The following is an 18522-nucleotide window of genomic DNA, read 5'->3' on the forward strand; positions in this document are numbered from 1 at the left end:
TAATGAAGAGAGGGAAGCGACATGGAATTATCCGTGTATACGAATAACCATTTTTTCTTTACATACGTCAGTCATTTATTCAACGACAAAATGAAGCTTACTCATATTCAAGATTGCCACAGGTTCCGTGAGGCAATCGCTTGCGCAACATCTCGCAGCGTATTCTTATTAGATGCGAATCAGATCGAGGACGACACATGCTTCACCCGCATGATGACAGAGACCAAGGTGCCTATTATGATCGTGAATCCAGAGGAGAAGGATACATTGAAGAAGATGATGATGTGGGAGCAATCCATTTCTGGAATGTTGGGTGACGAAAGCGAAAAAGAACACACAAGGAATTGTCATGCAATTGATAATGCTGTCGTGCTGGATGATAACCAGACATTATTTCAGGTAGCCAACCATTCCATTCAGAAGAACGGAGTAGAACATATATTGTCAACACTTGAATTTAAGCTGCTCTATCATTTGGTTCAACAAGACGGCCAACCGGTATCGGCTCACGAACTTGCTGATAGTTTGGATACTTCTGAAGGTGTGCTCTATATCTATATCAAAAAAGTCCGCGAAAAGATTGAAGAGAACCCAAGTCAGCCTACTATCTTGCAGCACATAAGAGGAAAAGGATACGTGCTGCACATAGCAGGATATTCAAAGATAGCACCCGTGGAATGGTAGTGTTCATTTCAAGATTTTAATAGCCACAGTGCAGGGACATTAGGCGGCTCCCATCCAGCTAGAGACGTATGGGCAACAAGCGCTTCATAGGTTTTGCCGTTATAAGTTACAAGTGCGCCTACGGCATATGAGGTATTAGCCGCCCAAGGAGAAGCAGTCGGTGCAGGTGAAGTTGTGACATTAACCGCATTGCCGCTCGGCGATACATTGCCCGCGGCATCGTAAGCAATAACCGTAAACGTGTAAGCCGTATGAGGTGTAAGTCCTGTTACCGTATAGGTCAAACCGCTTGTTGAGGCTGCCAATGTCGAACCATTGTATATTCGATAACCGGTGACGCCTACATTGTCCGTCGAAGCTTTCCAGGACAGCTTCACACTGGTTGAAGTAATATCCGATGCAGATAATTGAGCTGGGGCAGTTGGCGGTTCCGTATCTGGCTGCGGCGCCGAGGTTTGGAAAGAAGCGACATTGCTGCTAGTGGATTCATTGCCGGCTGCATCCAAGGCTCGCACGGTGTACGAATAGGATGTATTTGGCGTCAGCCCTGTCAACGCATACGTTACTGTGTTTCCGTTCGTGGAGCCAACGAGTGTGGAATCCTTGTAAATAGTATAGCCGGTAACACTTACGTTATCTGAGGAAGCATTCCACGATAATGTAGCGGTATATGCCGTAATGTTCGATACGGCAAGATTCGTAGGTGCAGTAGGCGGAGTAGGATCGACTGGGGAGCCGCCGCCGAAGTCAACATCTATAACATTGTAAAAGGCATTGGCTGTATCCGCGATTTCCCATACCGCTAATATTACTTGATATCCGGTTCGGCTAGGGACATTGCACGTATCGGAATAAGAATGTGGGGGCTGTTTGCCTTTATAGTCCACACTGCAGAACGGAGTTAAGTCGAAGGAGGCGCGGCCAAGCGGCGCATTTGGATTCCAGTCTTGCTTTGTCATGTAATATTTCCAGCTTGTCGTTGCATGGTTTGCTTCAATCGTCCAGTGGAAGGTAGTCGTTCCGGGCGTGATTTTCACCTTACTCCAACGTGTAGCTGATTGCTGATCCAATTCAGGAAAAGCGCCGTTCGCACTGGCAATCTTGCCATCTGAAGGCCCTGCTGCCGGAAAGCCCTTATGTGCTTCCAAGCTTTGTGGTTCATAAATGATGAAACCACAGTTTTTGTTTACCTTTCTCGCACACAAATCCGCTCTGCTGCTAGGCGAGTCGATATAGCCGTGAGCAAATGCGGTGCTAGAGAACAGGAGCAAGACAAATGCCATGGAAAGCATCATTCCGCCAATGACCAGCCATTTGCGCAAATCTAAATTCCACGAACTTTTTTCTGTCAAAATGAAATTCCTCCTTTAATTGGACACGTTCAAAAGCATGCAAATACTTGCTTACTATTCATGCAGCTACTGTGTACACACCTCCTTTTTGGAATCTGATTTCTCAAGTTGAAATGAATGTATAAAAACTCATTATGAGCCTATACCGGATGAAAAGGGGTTGGAGTCAGAACACAAAAAAATGTATACGCTTTAACTTCGAGTATGATGAGAAGAAAATTTTTAAAGCTTGACCCAAACATCCTTTGAACGCGCTTCTGCTAGGGCTGAATTCGGTGATTTCTTAATTTTAAGGAATAATTTAAGGAATAATTTAAGGCAGCGCTGCTCTCATTGTCCGAAATGTTCTCAGATATCATTCATTTACCTCTCTTGATTGCAAGCACGGCTTCATTGACAGTTCTGAACATTGAAGGTAAGATGCAGGAAGTAGAATATGTCCTCGTTAGGTGAGGCTCCTATACGAATATAGGCCACTGCCCGGAAACATCGAGAGATGCCAATGGGTAGAACAGGGATTGCCGGATTAAGGCTTTTCATAATGTGGCTAAGAGGCATGTGCCTCTTTACGTTGTATAGTGCCAAAACTGTACCAGGGGGAACGGTGCTTATTTGAATTGTGCGCAATTATAGCAGCCTTTTTCATCAACAGCTCTCCCGAGGAAGGGAGGGCTGTTTACTTTATTCAGAGTAAGTACGAATCCGATTCGTTACATAAGCAAATCGATTGGGGGAGAATTCGATGAATAAATGGACCAGCTCGATAGAGTCACAAATCCGCAATCATGTGCTAGTCGTTGAGGATGACAGTCATATACGCCGTTTTATTTCGATTAATTTGGAGCGTAATGGTTTTCAAGTGAGTGAGGCGGCAATGGGGATAGAGGCGATGAAGCAATTTACGGATAATCGGCCGGACGCTGTTGTTCTTGATATTATGCTGCCTGATATGGAGGGCTTCGATATTTGTCAACAGATTAGACAAATAGATGCGAATATCGTCATTATCTTTTTGACCGCTAAGGGACAGGACTTTGACAAAATTAAAGGGCTTGAGCTTGGAGCTGACGATTATATTGTGAAGCCGTTCAATCCGCTTGAGCTTGTTGCCAGAATCAAGACGGTTTTGCGTCGTACGAAACAAACATCTTCTGTATCAAATACCGTACTCGAATCTGGCCCGATAAGACTGGATAAGGGAGCAAATAAAGTGTTCAAGCACGGTGCAAAAATCGAGCTGACTCCAAAAGAGTTCGGCATGATCAAGGCATTTCTTGAGCATCCGGATAAGGCTCTATCAAGAGATGAGTTATTGAATTTAGCTTGGGGCGAAGACTTTATTGGCGATCCGAAGACGGTTGATGTTCATGTTCGCAAGCTGCGAGAGAAGATTGAGGATGATTGCTCGAATCCGAGACGGATCGAAACTGTCTGGGGGATGGGGTATCGTTGGAAGAAAGGAGAATAAAGATTGAGCATTCAACAACGGTTAGTTGGCAGTTATTTAGCTGTAATCCTAGCAACCGTATGCATATTAGAAGTCATTTTGATCACTTCAGTCAACTATTACTATCACTATAATGTTGAGCGGGCGCTGATGAATCAAGCTGAAATCTCGGCCTCATTCTTCCAACAATATTTCTCAGAAGAAGAAGTGAATGAGCAAGCGGAAAGGCTCGTTAGAGCATTTTCGCAGCATACTTCCGGACAGGTTCAGATCTTGGATGCCGCCGGACATATGATACAAGATTCATTTGGCGCTAGGTCAGGCATTTCGTTCATCAAATACGCTGACGTACAGCAGGCCTCTGGAGGTGCAGCAGGCACATGGCGCGGCGTTGATGGCGACACCAATGAGAATATAGTTGCCGTTTCTTATCCGCTCCAATCAAAAGGCAAAACAGTAGGCATCGTTCGCTTTATCAGTTCTCTCACGGGAACAATTGAAGCCATTCGTTATGTCTCCGGTCTAATTATTGTAGCGGGCGTGCTCGTTGTCCTCATTGTTGCGATGTTAAGTCTGTTCATATCGCGAACGATAACCAACTCCATAAAAGAACTGACAAAAGCCGCTGAACAGATGGCGGATGGGAACTTTTCTATACGAGCCAAAAAATATTATCGAGATGAGCTAGGAACGCTTGCGGACACGATGAATGCAATGGCGTCCAGAATCAGCCGCAACGATCAGCATAAAAATGAATTTATCTCCTCGGTCTCGCATGAGATTCGTACCCCGCTGACTAATATTAAGGGGTGGACAGTAACATTGAAGGCAGATGCAGCACGTGATGAGTCATTGGTGACGGAAGGACTGGATATTATTGAATCAGAAACAGATCGGCTAGCTCAATTAGTAGACGAATTATTAGACTTCTCCAAGCTGGATAATGGTAGGTTCGAATTGGTACGAAGCTCTATGCATGTTCCCGAACTGATCCAGCAGATTGGCATATTGATGGCTCCAAGGGCTGCGCGTTTAGGAATACGTCTTGATATTTATGCTGACTCCGATATTCCTAAGATCACAGCCGATGAGAATCGCTTGAGACAGGTGTTCATTAACCTGTTGGACAACTCGCTTAAATTTACGGATGCAGGCGGTACTATTGTTGTTCATGCCGAAGTTTGTCATAGAGAAGTTATGATTCATATTCAAGATACCGGCTGCGGTATAGCGGAAGAGGAGCTCAAGTTGGTGCTCCAGAAATTTTACAAAGGAAAGAACAGTCCAACTGGAAGCGGGCTCGGACTGTCTATCTGTCAAGAGATTATACGCCTCCATCATGGCAGGATGGAGATTGATAGTGAGCCAGGTGCTGGCACGACAGTTCGTATTTATTTGCCCATAAATGAGCAAGTCATTGATCGAGAAGAGGAAAAATGATTATGAATTTTAACGATTTCATAACCCTTTCATCCAATTGAAAATATACACTAATACATGGAGTACGATCAGGCAAGGAAGGTGGATATGGATAAATGAGAAGACAGAAGATGCGGCAAATATGGATATTGGGGTTGCTCATGTGGACAGTTGGTTGTGGAGTTCCAGCTGCACCTATCGACCTCATTCAGCCACCACTTCCCGCAAGTCATAGCCATGAAGCTGTTGTTCGGCGGGCACTGCCTGACGGCTCCCGATTATTAATCCCAAAGCATGGGGGAGGGAACACCGGTATATCGTATGGAGATGTCGATGGGGATGGCCACGATGAAGCTGTTATCGTGTATGAAGAGAATGTACGTAATGAGAAGACGCGCAAGGCGGCCTTGCTCAGATACGAAAATAAGCAATGGAACATCGTGTGGGATACGAAGGGCTACGGATACGGACTTGATTACGCTAGCTTGACTGATGTCAACAAGGACGGCTTGCCCGAGATTGTATTAGGCTGGACAATGGGCGGCGACGAAAATGGTCTTGATGTATATACATGGCAGGACCAGGCGTTGAAGTTATGGGACAAAAAAACATACAGTGGCCAGATTGATTTCGATGTAAATGCCGATGAGAAAGCAAGAAATCACATAAGAAATAGGGAATGAAAGAGAAAGGGGCAACAATGAAAATCAATAAAAAATGGATAATCATTTCGCTGGCATTTCTTCTCGTAGTGACAGCGACGGTGGGATATCTATGCCGCAAGCAGATTGCCCTCATGACCTTCGATATGTTTTTATCGAAGCAGGTGGAGAAGAAGCTGGAGGAAGCGTATAAGCCATTAACAATTAAAAATCCATTGGTGCAAGATGAGCCATTCTCGGTTCTGCTCCTTGGAATTGATCAGCGGGACAAGGAAATAGGCCGATCAGATTCAATGATTTATTCTGTCGTGAGGCGCAAGGAGAATCGGATTCTGTTATTGTCCATTCCACGTGACAGCTATACCGAAATTGTAGGAAAGAACAAACAAGACAAGATCGCCCATGCGTATGCGTTCGGCGGAGCCAAAATGAGCGTTGACAGTGTAGAGCATCTGCTGCAGCATCCCGTGACCCATTATGCAGCCATCAACTTCACAGGATTTAAGAATGTTGTGGATGCGCTAGGTGGGATTAAGTTACCGATAACAAAAGATATTGTCAATAAAAACTGGAATCATGACAAATTCAGAATTGAAGCGAACAAGCCCATTTACAACGGTCTCGAAGCTCTTAACTATGTAAGATATCGCGAGGATTCCGATATGGATCGCATGATGCGCAATCGAATTTTTTTACAGGCCGTAGCGGAACGTGCGGTTCAGTTGGATAAATTCAGCCATATTCCTGAACTGCTTGGCATAGCGGGCGAGCACTTTACAACAGACATTTCTCCATCCGATATGATTGATCTGGCCAAATCCATCTTCATGAAGGACACTCTCCCTCAATTCACAACCTATGCTTTAGATGGAGAGGGGATGATGAAGCACGATATTTGGTATTACAACCTGGACGAAGGGGATCTGGCATATGCGCGCGAGCTTATCGCGAATTGGCTCGATCCTGCGGTAACAGCTGAGAAGTTGACGGAGCCCCGATCCAAAAAGTAATTGAACTCACCCCCGTGCAAGAACGGAGGCATAGCTGATGGAACCGACAATGAAAAAAGGCCGCCCAGACTTCCTGTTGTTATTTACCGTCGTGCTGCTTGCATGTTTTGGCATGGCGATGATATTCAGCGCAAGCTCCGCATTGGGCAGCGTGAAGCATGATAATCCCTGGTATTATACATCCAAGCAAATCAAGTTTGCCTGCATTGGACTCGTCGGTATGTTCGTCATGATGAATATTCCCATTCGCGTGTGGAAGAAAACAGCGCCTTATTTGCTGCTTGTTTCTATTGTCCTTCTGCTTGTCGTTGTGGCGGCAGGCAGCAGCATGAATGGAGCGAGAAGATGGATTGTTGTAGCTGGATTTCAGTTTCAACCGGTTGAATTCACGAAGCTGGCACTCATCATGTACATTTCATCTCTAATTAGCAACAAGGGAGAGCGTATCCAAAGCTTTAAGAAGGGGCTGCTGCCCATTCTTATCGTAGTGAGCTTCATCTCATTGCTTATTATGAAGCAGCCCGACTTCGGATCTGTTCTCATGCTATTCTTTATTTGTCTAACTGTTATTATCATTGGCGGCGTTAATTTACGTCAGTTAGGCTTATTATTTATTGGAATTTCGCCTGTAATGATCTATTTGGCAGTAAGCCAAAGCTACCGCTTTAAGCGCATCGCGTCTTTTATGAATCCTTATGAGGATCAGCAAGGCTCAGGCTATCAACTGATCCAATCCATTTATGCTCTTGCTCATGGTGGAATGACAGGAACCGGATTCGGACACGGTATTCAGAAGCTATTTTATCTTCCAGAAGCGCATACTGATTTCATTTTTGCGGTCATCGGAGAAGAGTTCGGCTTTATCGGCGCATGTATGGTGGTACTCGGCTTTTTCATCTTGGTTGTAAAAGGCTTCATGACAGCGCTGCGAAGCGATGATCCCTTTGCCATTATGCTTGGAACCGGAATTGTCAGCATGATCTTTATTCAGGTTATGCTTAATTTAGGGGCAGTCACCGGGCTTCTTCCAATAACCGGTGTTCCGCTTCCCTTCATTAGCTACGGGGGATCTTCCTTACTTTTATGTATGGCAAGCACAGGCATTATCCTCAGCATTTCTCGTGATAACTATCGAAGACGGCAGCAACAGGGCTACGGTCGGAAAGGAAATCAAAAGGAACAGAGCTATGATCATATTTTTGCGCAAACTTAGTAAGATCGATAAGTTTACTCTAGTTATTGTAGGATGTCTTATTGCAATTGGTACAATTGCGGTATATGAGGCAACATTTCAAACGAAGCTGCATGGCATACATGTGAATAATATCGTGCTGTTTGGCGTATTTTGCATTCCAATGCTCTTGCTTGCAACCATTGACTACAATCTATTAGTTGGGAAGCTATCATATGTCATATATGGGTTAGGGATCCTGCTGCTTCTGCTCGTGATGTTCAAGGGTGAAAATATTAACGGTGCAGTTCGGTGGCTGAGCATTGGAAGCTTTCAGCTCCAACCGTCTGAAATGATGAAGATCGCAACGGTACTGCTAGCAGCGCATCTTTTGCAAAAGCGGGGAGGGGAGCAGCTCCGCTTGCTGTACGATATCGTGCCGTTTGCTCTGGTGTTCCTTCTGCCCACCGTTATTATTATGAAGCAGCCGGATTTAGGCACTGCGCTCGTATTTATTGCTGTTATGCTAAGCATGCTGTGGATGGGGAACGTTAAGGCTCTTTACATGGTCATTTGCCTGTCCGTGATCGCAATTGCAGTAGGAACGATTTGCTGGCTTTATTTTGCGGATTATGAGTTGCTCGCGAAGCTCGTCAAGCCCCATCAGATGTCAAGAATTCAGACCTTCCTTGATCCGACGAGCGATCCTGATAAATCTTGGCATGTGAAAAATGCAATGAGCGCCATTGGGACTGGGGGCTTAAGCGGGAGCGACGGGTTTTATATGGATAGAGGCTTCATTCCATATGCATATTCGGATTCCATCTATGTTGTCATCGGTGAAAAATATGGATTTCTAGGTTCATCTGTTCTGCTGCTGCTGTATTTTATGCTGATCTATCGTATCGTCCTCATTGCCAATACAAGCATGAATCTAGCGGGAGGTTATCTTGTAATTGGCTTAGTGGGCATGATCGTATTCCAAGTGTTCGTCAATATCGGCATGCATATCGGACTTGTCCCGCTAACAGGCTTATCTTTGCCATTTATCAGTTATGGAGGCAGCTCCATGCTAACGAATATGCTGACAATTGGCTTAGTGATGAGTGTGCACATTCATAAGGATACCGTCCCTCTCCAAATGTCTGGATAAGAAGCAGGTTTCAAACTTCGAAGGATTCTTTATGAGTGTTTAAGTGTTCATAAGTCAAGTTGCCCCCGCATTTGGGTATATAGTACGATAACAAGGAATCTAAGTGATGGGATATTGTAGCACATATTGAAAAGGATGGGGGCACATCTACATGCTAACGCCACTGAAGGATAAGACGGTTGTTGTGACCGGAGGAAGCAAAGGAATCGGCAAAGGAATTGCAAGAACCTTCGCTGCAAAGGGGGCGAACGTCGCAGTTGTTGCACGCAGCCTGACAAAAGCGATGGAAACCGTAACGGAAATCCAAGAAAATGGAGGCATTGCTCATGCTTTCGAAGGCAATGTCTCCGATTTGGAGTCGATGAAGTGTGTTGCGAACGAAACGGCAAGTACTTTCGGGGGGATTGACGTGCTTTGCGCCAATGCCGGTATTTTTCCGAATGCGTCGATTGAGGAGATGACCGGAGAGCAGTGGGATCAGGTGATGGACACAAATGCACGCGGGACGCTGTTTTCTCTTCAAGCTTGCTTGCCTTTTTTGAAGAAAGCGGAGTACGGCCGGATCATTGTTACCTCTTCCATTACGGGGCCGACCACCGGTTATGCCGGATGGTCGCATTACGGTGCGAGTAAAGCCGCTCAGCTTGGATTCATGCGCAGCGCGGCGCTTGAGCTTGCGCGTTACCATATTACAATTAACGCCGTCATGCCCGGTAACATCATGACGGAAGGCTTGGAAGGCCTTGGGGAACATTATCTGAATGCGATGACGGCGTCCGTTCCGCTCAAGCGGCTCGGAAGCATCGAAGATATCGCTTACGCCGCTCTTTTTTTGGCTTCGAAGGAGGCCGGCTACATTACGGGTCAAACCATCATCGTTGATGGCGGTCAGCTTCTTCCAGAGTGTCTGGAAGCGATGGGGCAGAACTGATAGAATTGGCAAGAACATACATGAAAAAAGACGCCTCCATTCCCACAAATTCAGTGGTTTCGGAGGCGTCTTTGCACGTCTATAGGAACCGAACTATCATTAATTCTCTAAATATCGATAGAGGGTCGACTTACTAATACCCGTTTCATTTTTAATGTCAGCCAAAGTATATTGCTTGCTCTCGTACATGGTAATGGCTCGTTTTACATTTTCATCAGGCTTGCGCGGACGTCCGGTAACTGCTCCATTGCGCTTCGCCTCATACATGCCCTGTCTTGTCTTCTCACTAATTACGTCACTCTGGAATTCCAGTAAATGCGCAACCATCAATCTGAAATTGGCACATGATTCCTTTCGTGTATCGATTTCTTCCTGCAATGAGCAGAAACACGACTGCTTTTCATCGAATAATTCGAGCATTTCCATGAGATGTCGCGTTGAATCTGCCAAGCTGTACAGCTTCGACACCATCACGGTATCACCAGGTTGTAGTTGATGTGCCATATCATATAATGCGACTCTTCTCTTGGCAGAGGAGTGCTCTTCCTGAACGATTCGATCACATTTGTCCTCCAGCAGCTTCAACTGTTCCTCACAGCTATCATCTTCAAAATAAGGCCTTATGTATCCGATTATCACCTGATTCGCTCCTTTATCACAGCTACTCTCATCATATCATATCTCAATTTTGAAATAAAAAAGTCCCAAAATGGTTCCATTTAGAGGCTTGTCGTGATACACTGTTGCTATTGTTTTATAAGTTGTTTCTAGATTTGTATTGAACATAAGTAAGAGGTGTGAAATTGTGGGGGAAAAAATAAAACAACAATGGTTTTCTAATGTAAGAGCTGATTTGCTGTCAGGAATCGTGGTCGCTCTAGCACTCATTCCGGAAGCTATCGCATTTTCGATTATCGCAGGTGTAGATCCGATGGTGGGCCTATATGCTTCCTTTTGCATTGCCGTCATCATTTCCTTTGCCGGTGGAAGACCAGGCATGATTTCAGCAGCCACAGGAGCGATGGCGTTGGTAATGGCGCCTTTAGTAAGGGAGTATGGCTTGCAGTATATGCTTGCTGCAACCATTCTAACTGGAGTTATTCAATTTATTCTCGGTATTTGTAAAATTAATAGACTTATGAAATTTATCCCGAGAGCGGTCATGATCGGGTTTGTAAATGCACTCGCCATACTTATTTTTATGGCACAGGTGCCGCACTTCTGGGGAATTTCAACGATGACCTATGTATTCGTCGGTATCACATTACTGCTTGTATACATGCTGCCTAGATGGATTAAATCCGTGCCGGCTCCCTTAATTGCAATTGTACTACTGACAGCCGTATCTATTTTCGGCCATGTTGAGCTCGGGACTGTTGGGGATCTGGGAAATATTCAGCAATCCTTGCCGTCCTTCCTTATTCCCGATGTGCCTTTTACGCTCGACACAGTGATGATTATTTTACCATACTCCTTTGCTATGGCCTTGGTCGGGTTATTGGAATCACTTCTAACCTCCACGATCATTGATGAAATGACGGATACGGGAAGCGACAAGGCAAGAGAAGCAAGAGGGCAAGGAATTGCCAATATGATAAATGGGTTCTTTGGAGGTATGGCAGGATGTGCCATGATCGGGCAATCGGTCATCAACGTCAAATCAGGAGGCCGCAGCCGATTGTCTACATTCGTTGCGGGCACATTTTTAATGTTCTTGATTCTCGTGCTCGGCGAGTTGGTCGTTCAAATTCCGATGCCGGTGCTAGTCGGCATTATGATTATGGTATCGATAGGCACGTTCGATTGGTCATCTTTTACGTATATGCGCAGGGCTCCTATAACTGATGCTGTTGTTATGGTGGCTACCGTCATCATCGTTGTAGCTACGCATGATTTATCCAAAGGTGTCATTGCAGGCGTATTGCTGAGTGCCGTGTTCTTTGTTGCGAAAATCTCTAAAATTAAGGTTGTTCAAGAGAACGATGGGCAGTCTACAAGAATTCAGGTTACAGGCCAACTATTCTTTGCTTCTACAACAAGCTTCGTGAAGGCGATTGATTTCAATTGCCAATCCAATCATATCGAGATTGATTTCACTTATGCACATATTTGGGATGACTCAGCCGTTCATGCAATCGATAAGGTGCTTAACAAGTTTCGTGAAAATAAGAAGCAAGTAATGCTGACGGGCTTGAACTCGTCTAGTCTGCATATGCTGCGGACATTATCTGGAGAGGCGCCTCTTCATGAGACATTCCAGCAAACAGCATAGAATCAACATGAAATTTAAAAGATAAGTATTCAGATAACTTGAGCGCTAACTAATGGAATGAAAGCTTGCCGATGCTGATTTGACTATTTCCAAATATAGCTTGTAAAATGATGGGTAGCTGGAAAATTGATGTTGTAATCGATTCGAATGGCAAAGGGAGAATGTGTGATGTCGTATATGGGTTGGAGCCGTGTAATTAAGATCATTAATAAATTAGGGAAAGGAGCGTGATAAAAAAATAGGAGGATTGTTTTATGAAATACAGAAAAGCGACAGAAAATGATCATGAGCTTATTTTGAATTTGTGGGATAGATCCGTAACCGCTACCCATCATTTTTTGAAACTCGAGGATAAGCTGGAAATTCGCGAAGAAATCCCTTTGTATTTTCCTCATCTTGATGTGCGTCTTTGGTTTGTTGAAGGCTCTTTCGTCGGATTTTCGGGTACTCATCAGAACCATTTGGAGATGTTGTTTTTAGATCCCGACAAGAGCGGAAGAGGGTACGGAACACAAATCATTCAATTGCTTATCAAGGAGTTTGGGGTAAATTCAGTTGATGTCAATAAAGATAATGAGCGTGCAAAAATGTTTTATTTGAAAAATGGTTTTTCGATCGTAAACGAGTCGCCAACGGATAGTAGCGGACGTCCTTATCCGATATTGCATTTGAAACTGCAGCAAAATCGCATTTCAAGGTAATCATTGGCATAATAGTACACATTACACATTTCATTTAGTGATAGGAAATAAGTTTTATAAAAGGATGAGTCATGAGAGGGTCATTTCCCTTGCTTAAAGACTCATCCTTGTTTGTTTTTAGTTAGAAAATATGCTTGGTTCTAGCATGCTGCACCTTAATTCAAGGATGATATAAATGATAATAGATGATAAAGAAATCAACATGAATGGTCTTTGTTATACGATTCGATCTGCGGTAAACAGCGATGCGACAGCGTTATCTGCGGCAAGAGTGCAAATTGATGGGGAGACCGAAAATATGGATCGCGAACAAGGTGAGGCTTTCATCGATGCCAGCGGATTTGAACAAATCATCAAATCGGACTCCGAGAGCTCAAGAAATTTGTTTCTCGTTGCTGTAGTGCAAAATCGTATCGTCGGTTTTTCCAGATGCGCGGGAACTTATTTGAAGCGATTCTCACACAAAGTCGAATTCGGAGTATGTGTATTGAAAGAGTATTGGGGATACGGCATTGGCAAAAACCTGATGCAGCAGTCGATTGCATGGGCAGAAGCCAATGGGATTAAGAAAATTACGTTGAATGTACTGGAAACGAATGAAGGTGCGATTCACCTTTATAAAAAGCTCGGTTTTGAGGTAGAAGGAATTTTAAAAAAGGACAAGCTCATGTCAGACGGCCATTATTATAACACGATCGTAATGGCACGATTCACAGACGAAAAACAGCCAAGCTAGCTATATCTGCTGCAATTGTATCGAATGAACCCTCTGTCAGAAAAGTATAAATAAGTACCAATACGATGAGGAGGAATGGAGATGCAAATAGCTGATCTGCGTTCGCTGAAACCAGAACGAGGATGGCTGTATGGCCTGATTTTTTTACTTGTGATTAGCTTAGCACCAACCCAAGCTTTAGCTTGGAGCAGCATTGCTGGGGAACCATTATCAGCAACCGTCAGGGGTGATGCGAAGGAGATAACTTGCAATACGACATCCTGTCTATCCAAGGCATTGAAGAGGATTACTCCAGGGAGCTCAGTCGTGCTTGCGCCGGGAATATATAAGGGCAGCTTTTCCTCAGACATTAACGGAGCATTTGGCCAGCCTATTGTAATTCGCAGTGCTGACCCTAGCAATCCTGCTGTACTATCCGGAAATTCAACCTCATCGGGTTATGCCATGCGGGTACGAGGCGATTATTGGGAGATACGCGATCTTAAATTCACGAATGCACAGAAGGGGATCATCCTGGATCATTCCAATTATTCGCTCATCACTGATGTAGAAGTGTACAATACGGGCATGGAAGGCGTCCATTTTCGAGACGGCAGCTCGTTCAGTACGATTCAGAATTCAAGCATTCATCATACGGGCAGAACTGCACCAGGATATGGGGAAGGGGTATACGTAGGTTCTGCCGACGGCGCAGGCTATAATCAAGCCACCCATCACAATACGATTCGAAATGTTGTGTTTGGCCCGCAAGTGACCGCTGAACATGTTGATATTAAGGAAAGAACGTTAGGAACAATAGTAGAAAACTGTATTTTTCACGGCGAAGGGATCAGCGGAGCCAACTATGCAGATAGCTTCATGGATGTGAAAGGCAATGATGCGATTATACGCAATAATGTGGGATATCAGGAGGGCAATCACACGATCATAGATGCATTCCAGCTTCATGAGGTTGTCACGGGATGGGGCAGCAACAATATCTTTATCAATAATAAAGTACATATGGACAATTCGGAAGCCTATGTCATTGCTGCCTACAATAATGCCAATGCCAAAGCTGCCAATATGATAAGAACGCCGTCTGGGAATATGTATAAAGGAAATATTACTGCATATGTAACCGATGTTCAATTGAAGTGAGAAGGAGAACGTTTACAGATAAATCTTCATGTGGTAAGGTGAATGTAAATATATGTAATGTATGCGATTGCATATAAACAGCAGGAGTAAAAACGATCGGATAAGTTAACAGCCCCTTAGATGCTGCTCCAAATTCCGATCTGCACAGCATGGAAGCGGAAACCTGTGTACGATGAAGCAAATAAGGGGGAAAGCAGAAATGGAGCAAGATCTTTTACAGGGTAAAGTGGCTATCATCACGGGTGGATCGTCCGGGATGGGGAAGGATATGGCCTTCTATTTTGCACGTCTTGGAGCCTCGGTCATGATTTGTGGCAGAAGTATGGAACGTTTGCGTCCAGTCGTTGAAGAAATCACATCGCTTGGAGGCAAGGCACAGGCCTATGAGTGTGATGTACGCAACCCCGAAATGGTGCAATCCATGGTGAATGAAACGGTGCAGACATGGGGCGGCATCGACATTCTCGTGAATAATGCAGCAGGCAATTTCGTGTGCAGGGCCGAAGATTTGTCCGTGAATGGTTGGAACGCGGTGGAGAATATCGTGCTCAACGGAACATGGTACTGCAGCCAGGCAGTTGGAAAACAAATGATTGCAGCTGGTAAAGGAGGCGCGATGCTTAATATTGTTGCCAGCTATGCATGGACAGGAGGCCCAGGCGTCGTGCATTCTGCTTCGGCGAAGGCTGGAATTATTGCAATGTCGCGCACGCTTGCTTCGGAATGGGGGAAATACGGAATACGCATCAACTGTCTTGCACCCGGTCCAATTGAAGGAACAGGTGGAATAGATAAGCTGATGGCCAATGAGCAAATGAAGGAAGCCGTAATTGATAACGTCGCACTGAAGCGATTAGGAACGAAGGAAGAAATCTCATCTGTCGCCGCATTCCTGGTGTCCCGATATGCTTCATACATAACGGGCGACGTGATAACCGTGGACGGCGGAAGCTGGCTGGATAAAGGCTTTCTTCACCAATGGGAACGTACTGGAGCAATGTAAGACATCATACCCTGCTGATCATGGAAATTAAAAACTGTTGGACGTATACAAAAGCGACTTCTTTATGGGGAAGTCGCTTTTTATTATGCCTGTCAGGAAGTGATCGATAGGGATGAATCAATATTGTGTGTATGTTAGAACACGATTTTTATTTGCATCTGATTTTCTATAAAATAAAGAATATGGAATGAAGAATGAGATTTAGCTCAAAGCGAAAGCAATGGAGGAGACATCGATGAGCAATCCGATATACGAACTCATTGAAACGGACGAGGCATTGCCCTTCGACGTTTCATTGCACAGCGTGAATTATGTGCCCAATCACTGGCACAACAGCATTGAAATCATATTCGTGCTGCAAGGCAACCTAGAGGTGACTTTGCACGATCAACAATATTCTTTATCGGAAGGCGATGTATTGGTGATCAATCAATGTCATGTACATGAAGTCATCGGGCTTGGCGTGAACATCATTGCCACGTTCCTTATTCCGCTAAAATATATAAAGAAGAATATAAACGGGATAGAAGGCATCAATTTCGCGTGTTATTCGCATAGCGCAAGCAAGGAACAGAAGCCCGCTCTGGATCGTCTTCGCCAATGCCTGGCGGAAATGGTTCAGTTGAAATATAAGAAGGGCGAGGGGTACCAGCTTGATATGCAAATATGCATGCTCGGCGTATTCTCCATTCTAATCAAGCAGTTCAAACGTCCTGTCTTGGAAGGGAAAATAAATGAGAAGTATATGGAACGCATGCTGCGGATCATTACGTTCATTGACGAGCATTACCAAGAGCCGATAACACTTCAGGCGATTGCAGAAAGAGAATATTTGTCAGTACCCTATCTTTCCAGATTTTTCGGCGATAATATCGGCGTGAACTTTCAGTCTTACTTAACCAGCATACGCTTGAAAAACGCGGTCGAGGAGCTGCTCCGCAATGATGATGCGCCAATAGCGGATATCGCCATGATGCACGGCTTTCCAAATGCGAAGTCCTTTTATGCGGCCTTCAAACAGAAATATCGTATGACTCCGAGCGATTATCGCAAACAATATCGGCCGCATACGGGAAATAAAGAGAAGCCTCTTTCATCAAACTATTTATCATTTAATCAATCAAATGCCCTTGGGATTATTAATCAATATTTGCGGCGCACTCCGTCCATTGGTACAGCAGAAATACGCAAGGTAGAGCATGAGACCTACGAGGTGGGTGCATCCGCTCTGGGTCGTCCTGTCCAGCATACATGGAAAAACCTGATTACGATCGGAAAAGCCAAAGAAGGACTTCATACGGATGTACAGGAGCATTTGCGTCACATTCAGCGCGTATGTCCTTTTCGACATTTGCGTTTTCACGGCATATTCGACGACGAAATGATGGTTTACGACGAGGATGATGCGGGCAGGGTTCACTATAATTTCAGATTTGTCGACCAGCTTTTCGACTTTTTACTATCCATTGGTTTGAAGCCGTTTGTAGAGCTTGGATTTATGCCATCTCTTTTGGCGGCCAACCCGAGCAAAACGGTATTTTATAAAAAGAGCTGTGTTAGCCCTCCGAAGTCGAACGCTATATGGTGCGAGCTCGTCGAACGATTCCTGCGCCATTGCATGAATCGTTACGGGTTCGAAGAGATGGCAAGCTGGAAGTTTGAATTTTGGAATGAGCCTGAGTTGCTGGCATTCTGGCCGGGAACCATAACCGAATATTTAGAATTGTACATGCGTACTTACCGGACGCTGAAGGGCGTATCTTCTCAGCTGCAAATAGGCGCCCCCGGCCGCATTATTACTTTTCGCTCGAACGAGCTGAACGATGTCTTTTTTGCATACTGCAGGAAACATGACTGCATGCCTGATTTTATTCCGCTACATTTCTACCCGCATGACAATCTGGAGGACATTCGCAGCAAGGAGCAGTTGGATCAACGGTGTCCATTGCAGACTTATCGCAAGCTGCTGGAGGAATTCAGGGGGATATCGTCCAATCCGGATTACCTGCGGGACATGCTATCTCGGGAAAAGCGATTGCTGGCCGAGCAAGGGCTAACCGACAAAAAACTGTACATTACGGAATGGAATTCTACTGCCTATCATCGGGAATTAACCAATGACACCCTATATAAGGCCGCCTATATTGTCAAGAATGTTATTGATAATTTGGACAGCATTAACGGTTTCGGCTATTGGGTACTGAGCGACAACATCGAGGAGACAGCGGCCTCGCCGCACATATTCCATGGGGGACTCGGTCTGATCGCTCAATTCGGCATTCCGAAGGCGGGCCTCATTGCATACGAGCTGCTATCGAAGCTGGGGGAACGTCTCATTGCACGCGGAAATGGGTATGCCGTAACAGCTGGGCGGGGCGGGTATCAAGTCCTTACCTTCAATTATTGCCATTTCGATGACCTATACGCGCTGGGAGATACATCCTTCATCGATATGACGAACCGATACAATGGCTTCAAAGATGAGAAAACGATCAAACTTAGCATTGTTATGAAAGGAATACCGAGCGGGAAATACCGAATGACAACCTATGCGCTCGATCGGAACAATGGAAGCAGCTACGACCGTTGGGTAGGGATGGGGGCGCCCGAATCGCTCACATCCGATGATATCGAATATCTGAAGGCCGGCTCTCGACCGCGGTTGGAGGTGCGGCAAATAGATATCGACGGCGGCTCGATAAACCATATCTCCGTATTGGAGCCTCATGGCGTAGAATTTATGGAACTTCGTCCGATTTACTGATGTTTGTGTTCATTTTTAACCTGCGCGGCATATCTCATGACAGCGTTACCAAAAAAGACATTAAAAATAGCTATAAA

16 protein-coding genes and 1 riboswitch are annotated in these 18522 nt (G+C 44.9%); of the genes, 14 read left to right on the forward strand and 2 right to left on the reverse strand.

Going from position 1 to position 18522, the window contains the following annotated elements:
• Window positions 1–21 precede the first annotated feature (21 nt).
• Window positions 22–684 (forward strand): winged helix-turn-helix domain-containing protein, encoded by a 663-nt coding sequence (locus ACQ5BJ_RS01805; protein WP_262866759.1) that lies wholly within the window; start codon window positions 22–24, stop codon window positions 682–684.
• A gap of 8 nt (window positions 685–692) precedes the next feature.
• On the opposite strand, the gene ACQ5BJ_RS01810 is transcribed toward ACQ5BJ_RS01805, so the two are convergent.
• On the reverse strand, window positions 693–2036 hold the full coding sequence (locus ACQ5BJ_RS01810; RefSeq protein WP_005549180.1) for a lytic polysaccharide monooxygenase: 1344 nt from the start codon (window positions 2034–2036) through the stop codon (window positions 693–695).
• Between the two features lie 434 nt (window positions 2037–2470).
• A riboswitch (M-box (ykoK) riboswitch) is annotated at window positions 2471–2643 on the forward strand.
• A 135-nt stretch (window positions 2644–2778) separates the two neighbouring features.
• On the opposite strand from ACQ5BJ_RS01810, the gene ACQ5BJ_RS01815 reads away from it, so the two are divergent.
• The 7 genes from ACQ5BJ_RS01815 to fabG all read left to right on the forward strand — a co-directional run bounded on the left by ACQ5BJ_RS01815 (window position 2779) and on the right by fabG (window position 9829).
• Window positions 2779–3504, forward strand: coding sequence for a response regulator transcription factor (locus ACQ5BJ_RS01815; protein ID WP_005549178.1), 726 nt, complete (start codon window positions 2779–2781; stop codon window positions 3502–3504).
• A gap of 3 nt (window positions 3505–3507) precedes the next feature.
• Window positions 3508–4923: a sensor histidine kinase gene (locus ACQ5BJ_RS01820; RefSeq protein ID WP_005549176.1), complete on the forward strand. Its 1416-nt coding sequence runs from the start codon at window positions 3508–3510 to the stop codon at window positions 4921–4923.
• Window positions 4924–5018: 95 nt separating this feature from the next.
• Window positions 5019–5585: a hypothetical protein gene (locus ACQ5BJ_RS01825; protein WP_005549175.1), complete on the forward strand. Its 567-nt coding sequence runs from the start codon at window positions 5019–5021 to the stop codon at window positions 5583–5585.
• Between the two features lie 17 nt (window positions 5586–5602).
• A complete protein-coding gene (locus tag ACQ5BJ_RS01830) occupies window positions 5603–6574 on the forward strand; it encodes an LCP family protein (RefSeq protein ID WP_430108085.1) in 972 nt (323 codons plus the stop codon).
• Between the two features lie 37 nt (window positions 6575–6611).
• Window positions 6612–7787, forward strand: coding sequence for a putative lipid II flippase FtsW (gene ftsW / locus ACQ5BJ_RS01835; protein WP_171419395.1), 1176 nt, complete (start codon window positions 6612–6614; stop codon window positions 7785–7787).
• Complete coding sequence (locus ACQ5BJ_RS01840; protein WP_268600347.1) at window positions 7762–8898, forward strand: FtsW/RodA/SpoVE family cell cycle protein; 1137 nt, start codon at window positions 7762–7764, stop codon at window positions 8896–8898. The genes ftsW and ACQ5BJ_RS01840 overlap by 26 nt, the downstream gene beginning before the upstream one ends.
• A 151-nt stretch (window positions 8899–9049) precedes the next feature.
• Window positions 9050–9829, forward strand: a complete 780-nt coding sequence (gene fabG, locus ACQ5BJ_RS01845) for a 3-oxoacyl-ACP reductase FabG (protein ID WP_005549168.1) — start codon at window positions 9050–9052, stop codon at window positions 9827–9829.
• A gap of 99 nt (window positions 9830–9928) precedes the next feature.
• On the opposite strand, the gene ACQ5BJ_RS01850 is transcribed toward fabG, so the two are convergent.
• The gene (locus tag ACQ5BJ_RS01850) at window positions 9929–10468 is read right to left on the reverse strand and encodes a recombinase family protein (RefSeq protein ID WP_005549167.1); all 540 of its coding nucleotides are present in this window, start codon (window positions 10466–10468) and stop codon (window positions 9929–9931) included.
• A 166-nt stretch (window positions 10469–10634) separates the two neighbouring features.
• Here ACQ5BJ_RS01850 and ACQ5BJ_RS01855 point away from each other — a divergent pair, with 166 nt between their 5' ends.
• The 6 genes from ACQ5BJ_RS01855 to ACQ5BJ_RS01880 all read left to right on the forward strand — a co-directional run bounded on the left by ACQ5BJ_RS01855 (window position 10635) and on the right by ACQ5BJ_RS01880 (window position 18445).
• Complete coding sequence (locus ACQ5BJ_RS01855; protein ID WP_430108089.1) at window positions 10635–12101, forward strand: SulP family inorganic anion transporter; 1467 nt, start codon at window positions 10635–10637, stop codon at window positions 12099–12101.
• 254 nt (window positions 12102–12355) lie between these two features.
• Window positions 12356–12802, forward strand: coding sequence for a GNAT family N-acetyltransferase (locus tag ACQ5BJ_RS01860; RefSeq protein ID WP_268600350.1), 447 nt, complete (start codon window positions 12356–12358; stop codon window positions 12800–12802).
• A 175-nt stretch (window positions 12803–12977) separates the two neighbouring features.
• Window positions 12978–13538 (forward strand): N-acetyltransferase family protein, encoded by a 561-nt coding sequence (locus tag ACQ5BJ_RS01865; protein ID WP_430108091.1) that lies wholly within the window; start codon window positions 12978–12980, stop codon window positions 13536–13538.
• 81 nt (window positions 13539–13619) lie between these two features.
• Window positions 13620–14678, forward strand: a complete 1059-nt coding sequence (locus tag ACQ5BJ_RS01870; RefSeq protein ID WP_430108094.1) for a right-handed parallel beta-helix repeat-containing protein — start codon at window positions 13620–13622, stop codon at window positions 14676–14678.
• A 199-nt stretch (window positions 14679–14877) separates the two neighbouring features.
• Window positions 14878–15681, forward strand: coding sequence for a 2,4-dienoyl-CoA reductase (gene fadH, locus ACQ5BJ_RS01875; RefSeq protein WP_430108096.1), 804 nt, complete (start codon window positions 14878–14880; stop codon window positions 15679–15681).
• Between the two features lie 235 nt (window positions 15682–15916).
• Complete coding sequence (locus ACQ5BJ_RS01880) at window positions 15917–18445, forward strand: GH39 family glycosyl hydrolase (protein WP_430108099.1); 2529 nt, start codon at window positions 15917–15919, stop codon at window positions 18443–18445.
• Window positions 18446–18522: the final 77 nt, after the last annotated feature.

The organism is Paenibacillus sp. B1-35, from assembly GCF_050474385.1.
GTDB classification, from domain to species: domain Bacteria; phylum Bacillota; class Bacilli; order Paenibacillales; family Paenibacillaceae; genus Paenibacillus_B; species Paenibacillus_B alvei.

Bases quoted from the DNA above. Each gene is read 5' to 3' on its own strand.
- ACQ5BJ_RS01815 (WP_005549178.1), top strand. From the start codon at position 2,779: ATGAATAAATGGACCAGCTCGATAGAGTCACAAATCCGCAATCATGTG.
- fadH (WP_430108096.1), top strand. From the start codon at position 14,878: ATGGAGCAAGATCTTTTACAGGGTAAAGTGGCTATCATCACGGGTGGA.
- fabG (WP_005549168.1), top strand. From the start codon at position 9,050: ATGCTAACGCCACTGAAGGATAAGACGGTTGTTGTGACCGGAGGAAGC.
- ACQ5BJ_RS01860 (WP_268600350.1), top strand. From the start codon at position 12,356: ATGAAATACAGAAAAGCGACAGAAAATGATCATGAGCTTATTTTGAAT.
- ACQ5BJ_RS01865 (WP_430108091.1), top strand. From the start codon at position 12,978: ATGATAATAGATGATAAAGAAATCAACATGAATGGTCTTTGTTATACG.
- ACQ5BJ_RS01825 (WP_005549175.1), top strand. From the start codon at position 5,019: ATGAGAAGACAGAAGATGCGGCAAATATGGATATTGGGGTTGCTCATG.
- ACQ5BJ_RS01805 (WP_262866759.1), top strand. From the start codon at position 22: ATGGAATTATCCGTGTATACGAATAACCATTTTTTCTTTACATACGTC.
- ftsW (WP_171419395.1), top strand. From the start codon at position 6,612: ATGGAACCGACAATGAAAAAAGGCCGCCCAGACTTCCTGTTGTTATTT.
- ACQ5BJ_RS01870 (WP_430108094.1), top strand. From the start codon at position 13,620: ATGCAAATAGCTGATCTGCGTTCGCTGAAACCAGAACGAGGATGGCTG.
- ACQ5BJ_RS01840 (WP_268600347.1), top strand. From the start codon at position 7,762: ATGATCATATTTTTGCGCAAACTTAGTAAGATCGATAAGTTTACTCTA.
- ACQ5BJ_RS01830 (WP_430108085.1), top strand. From the start codon at position 5,603: ATGAAAATCAATAAAAAATGGATAATCATTTCGCTGGCATTTCTTCTC.
- ACQ5BJ_RS01880 (WP_430108099.1), top strand. From the start codon at position 15,917: ATGAGCAATCCGATATACGAACTCATTGAAACGGACGAGGCATTGCCC.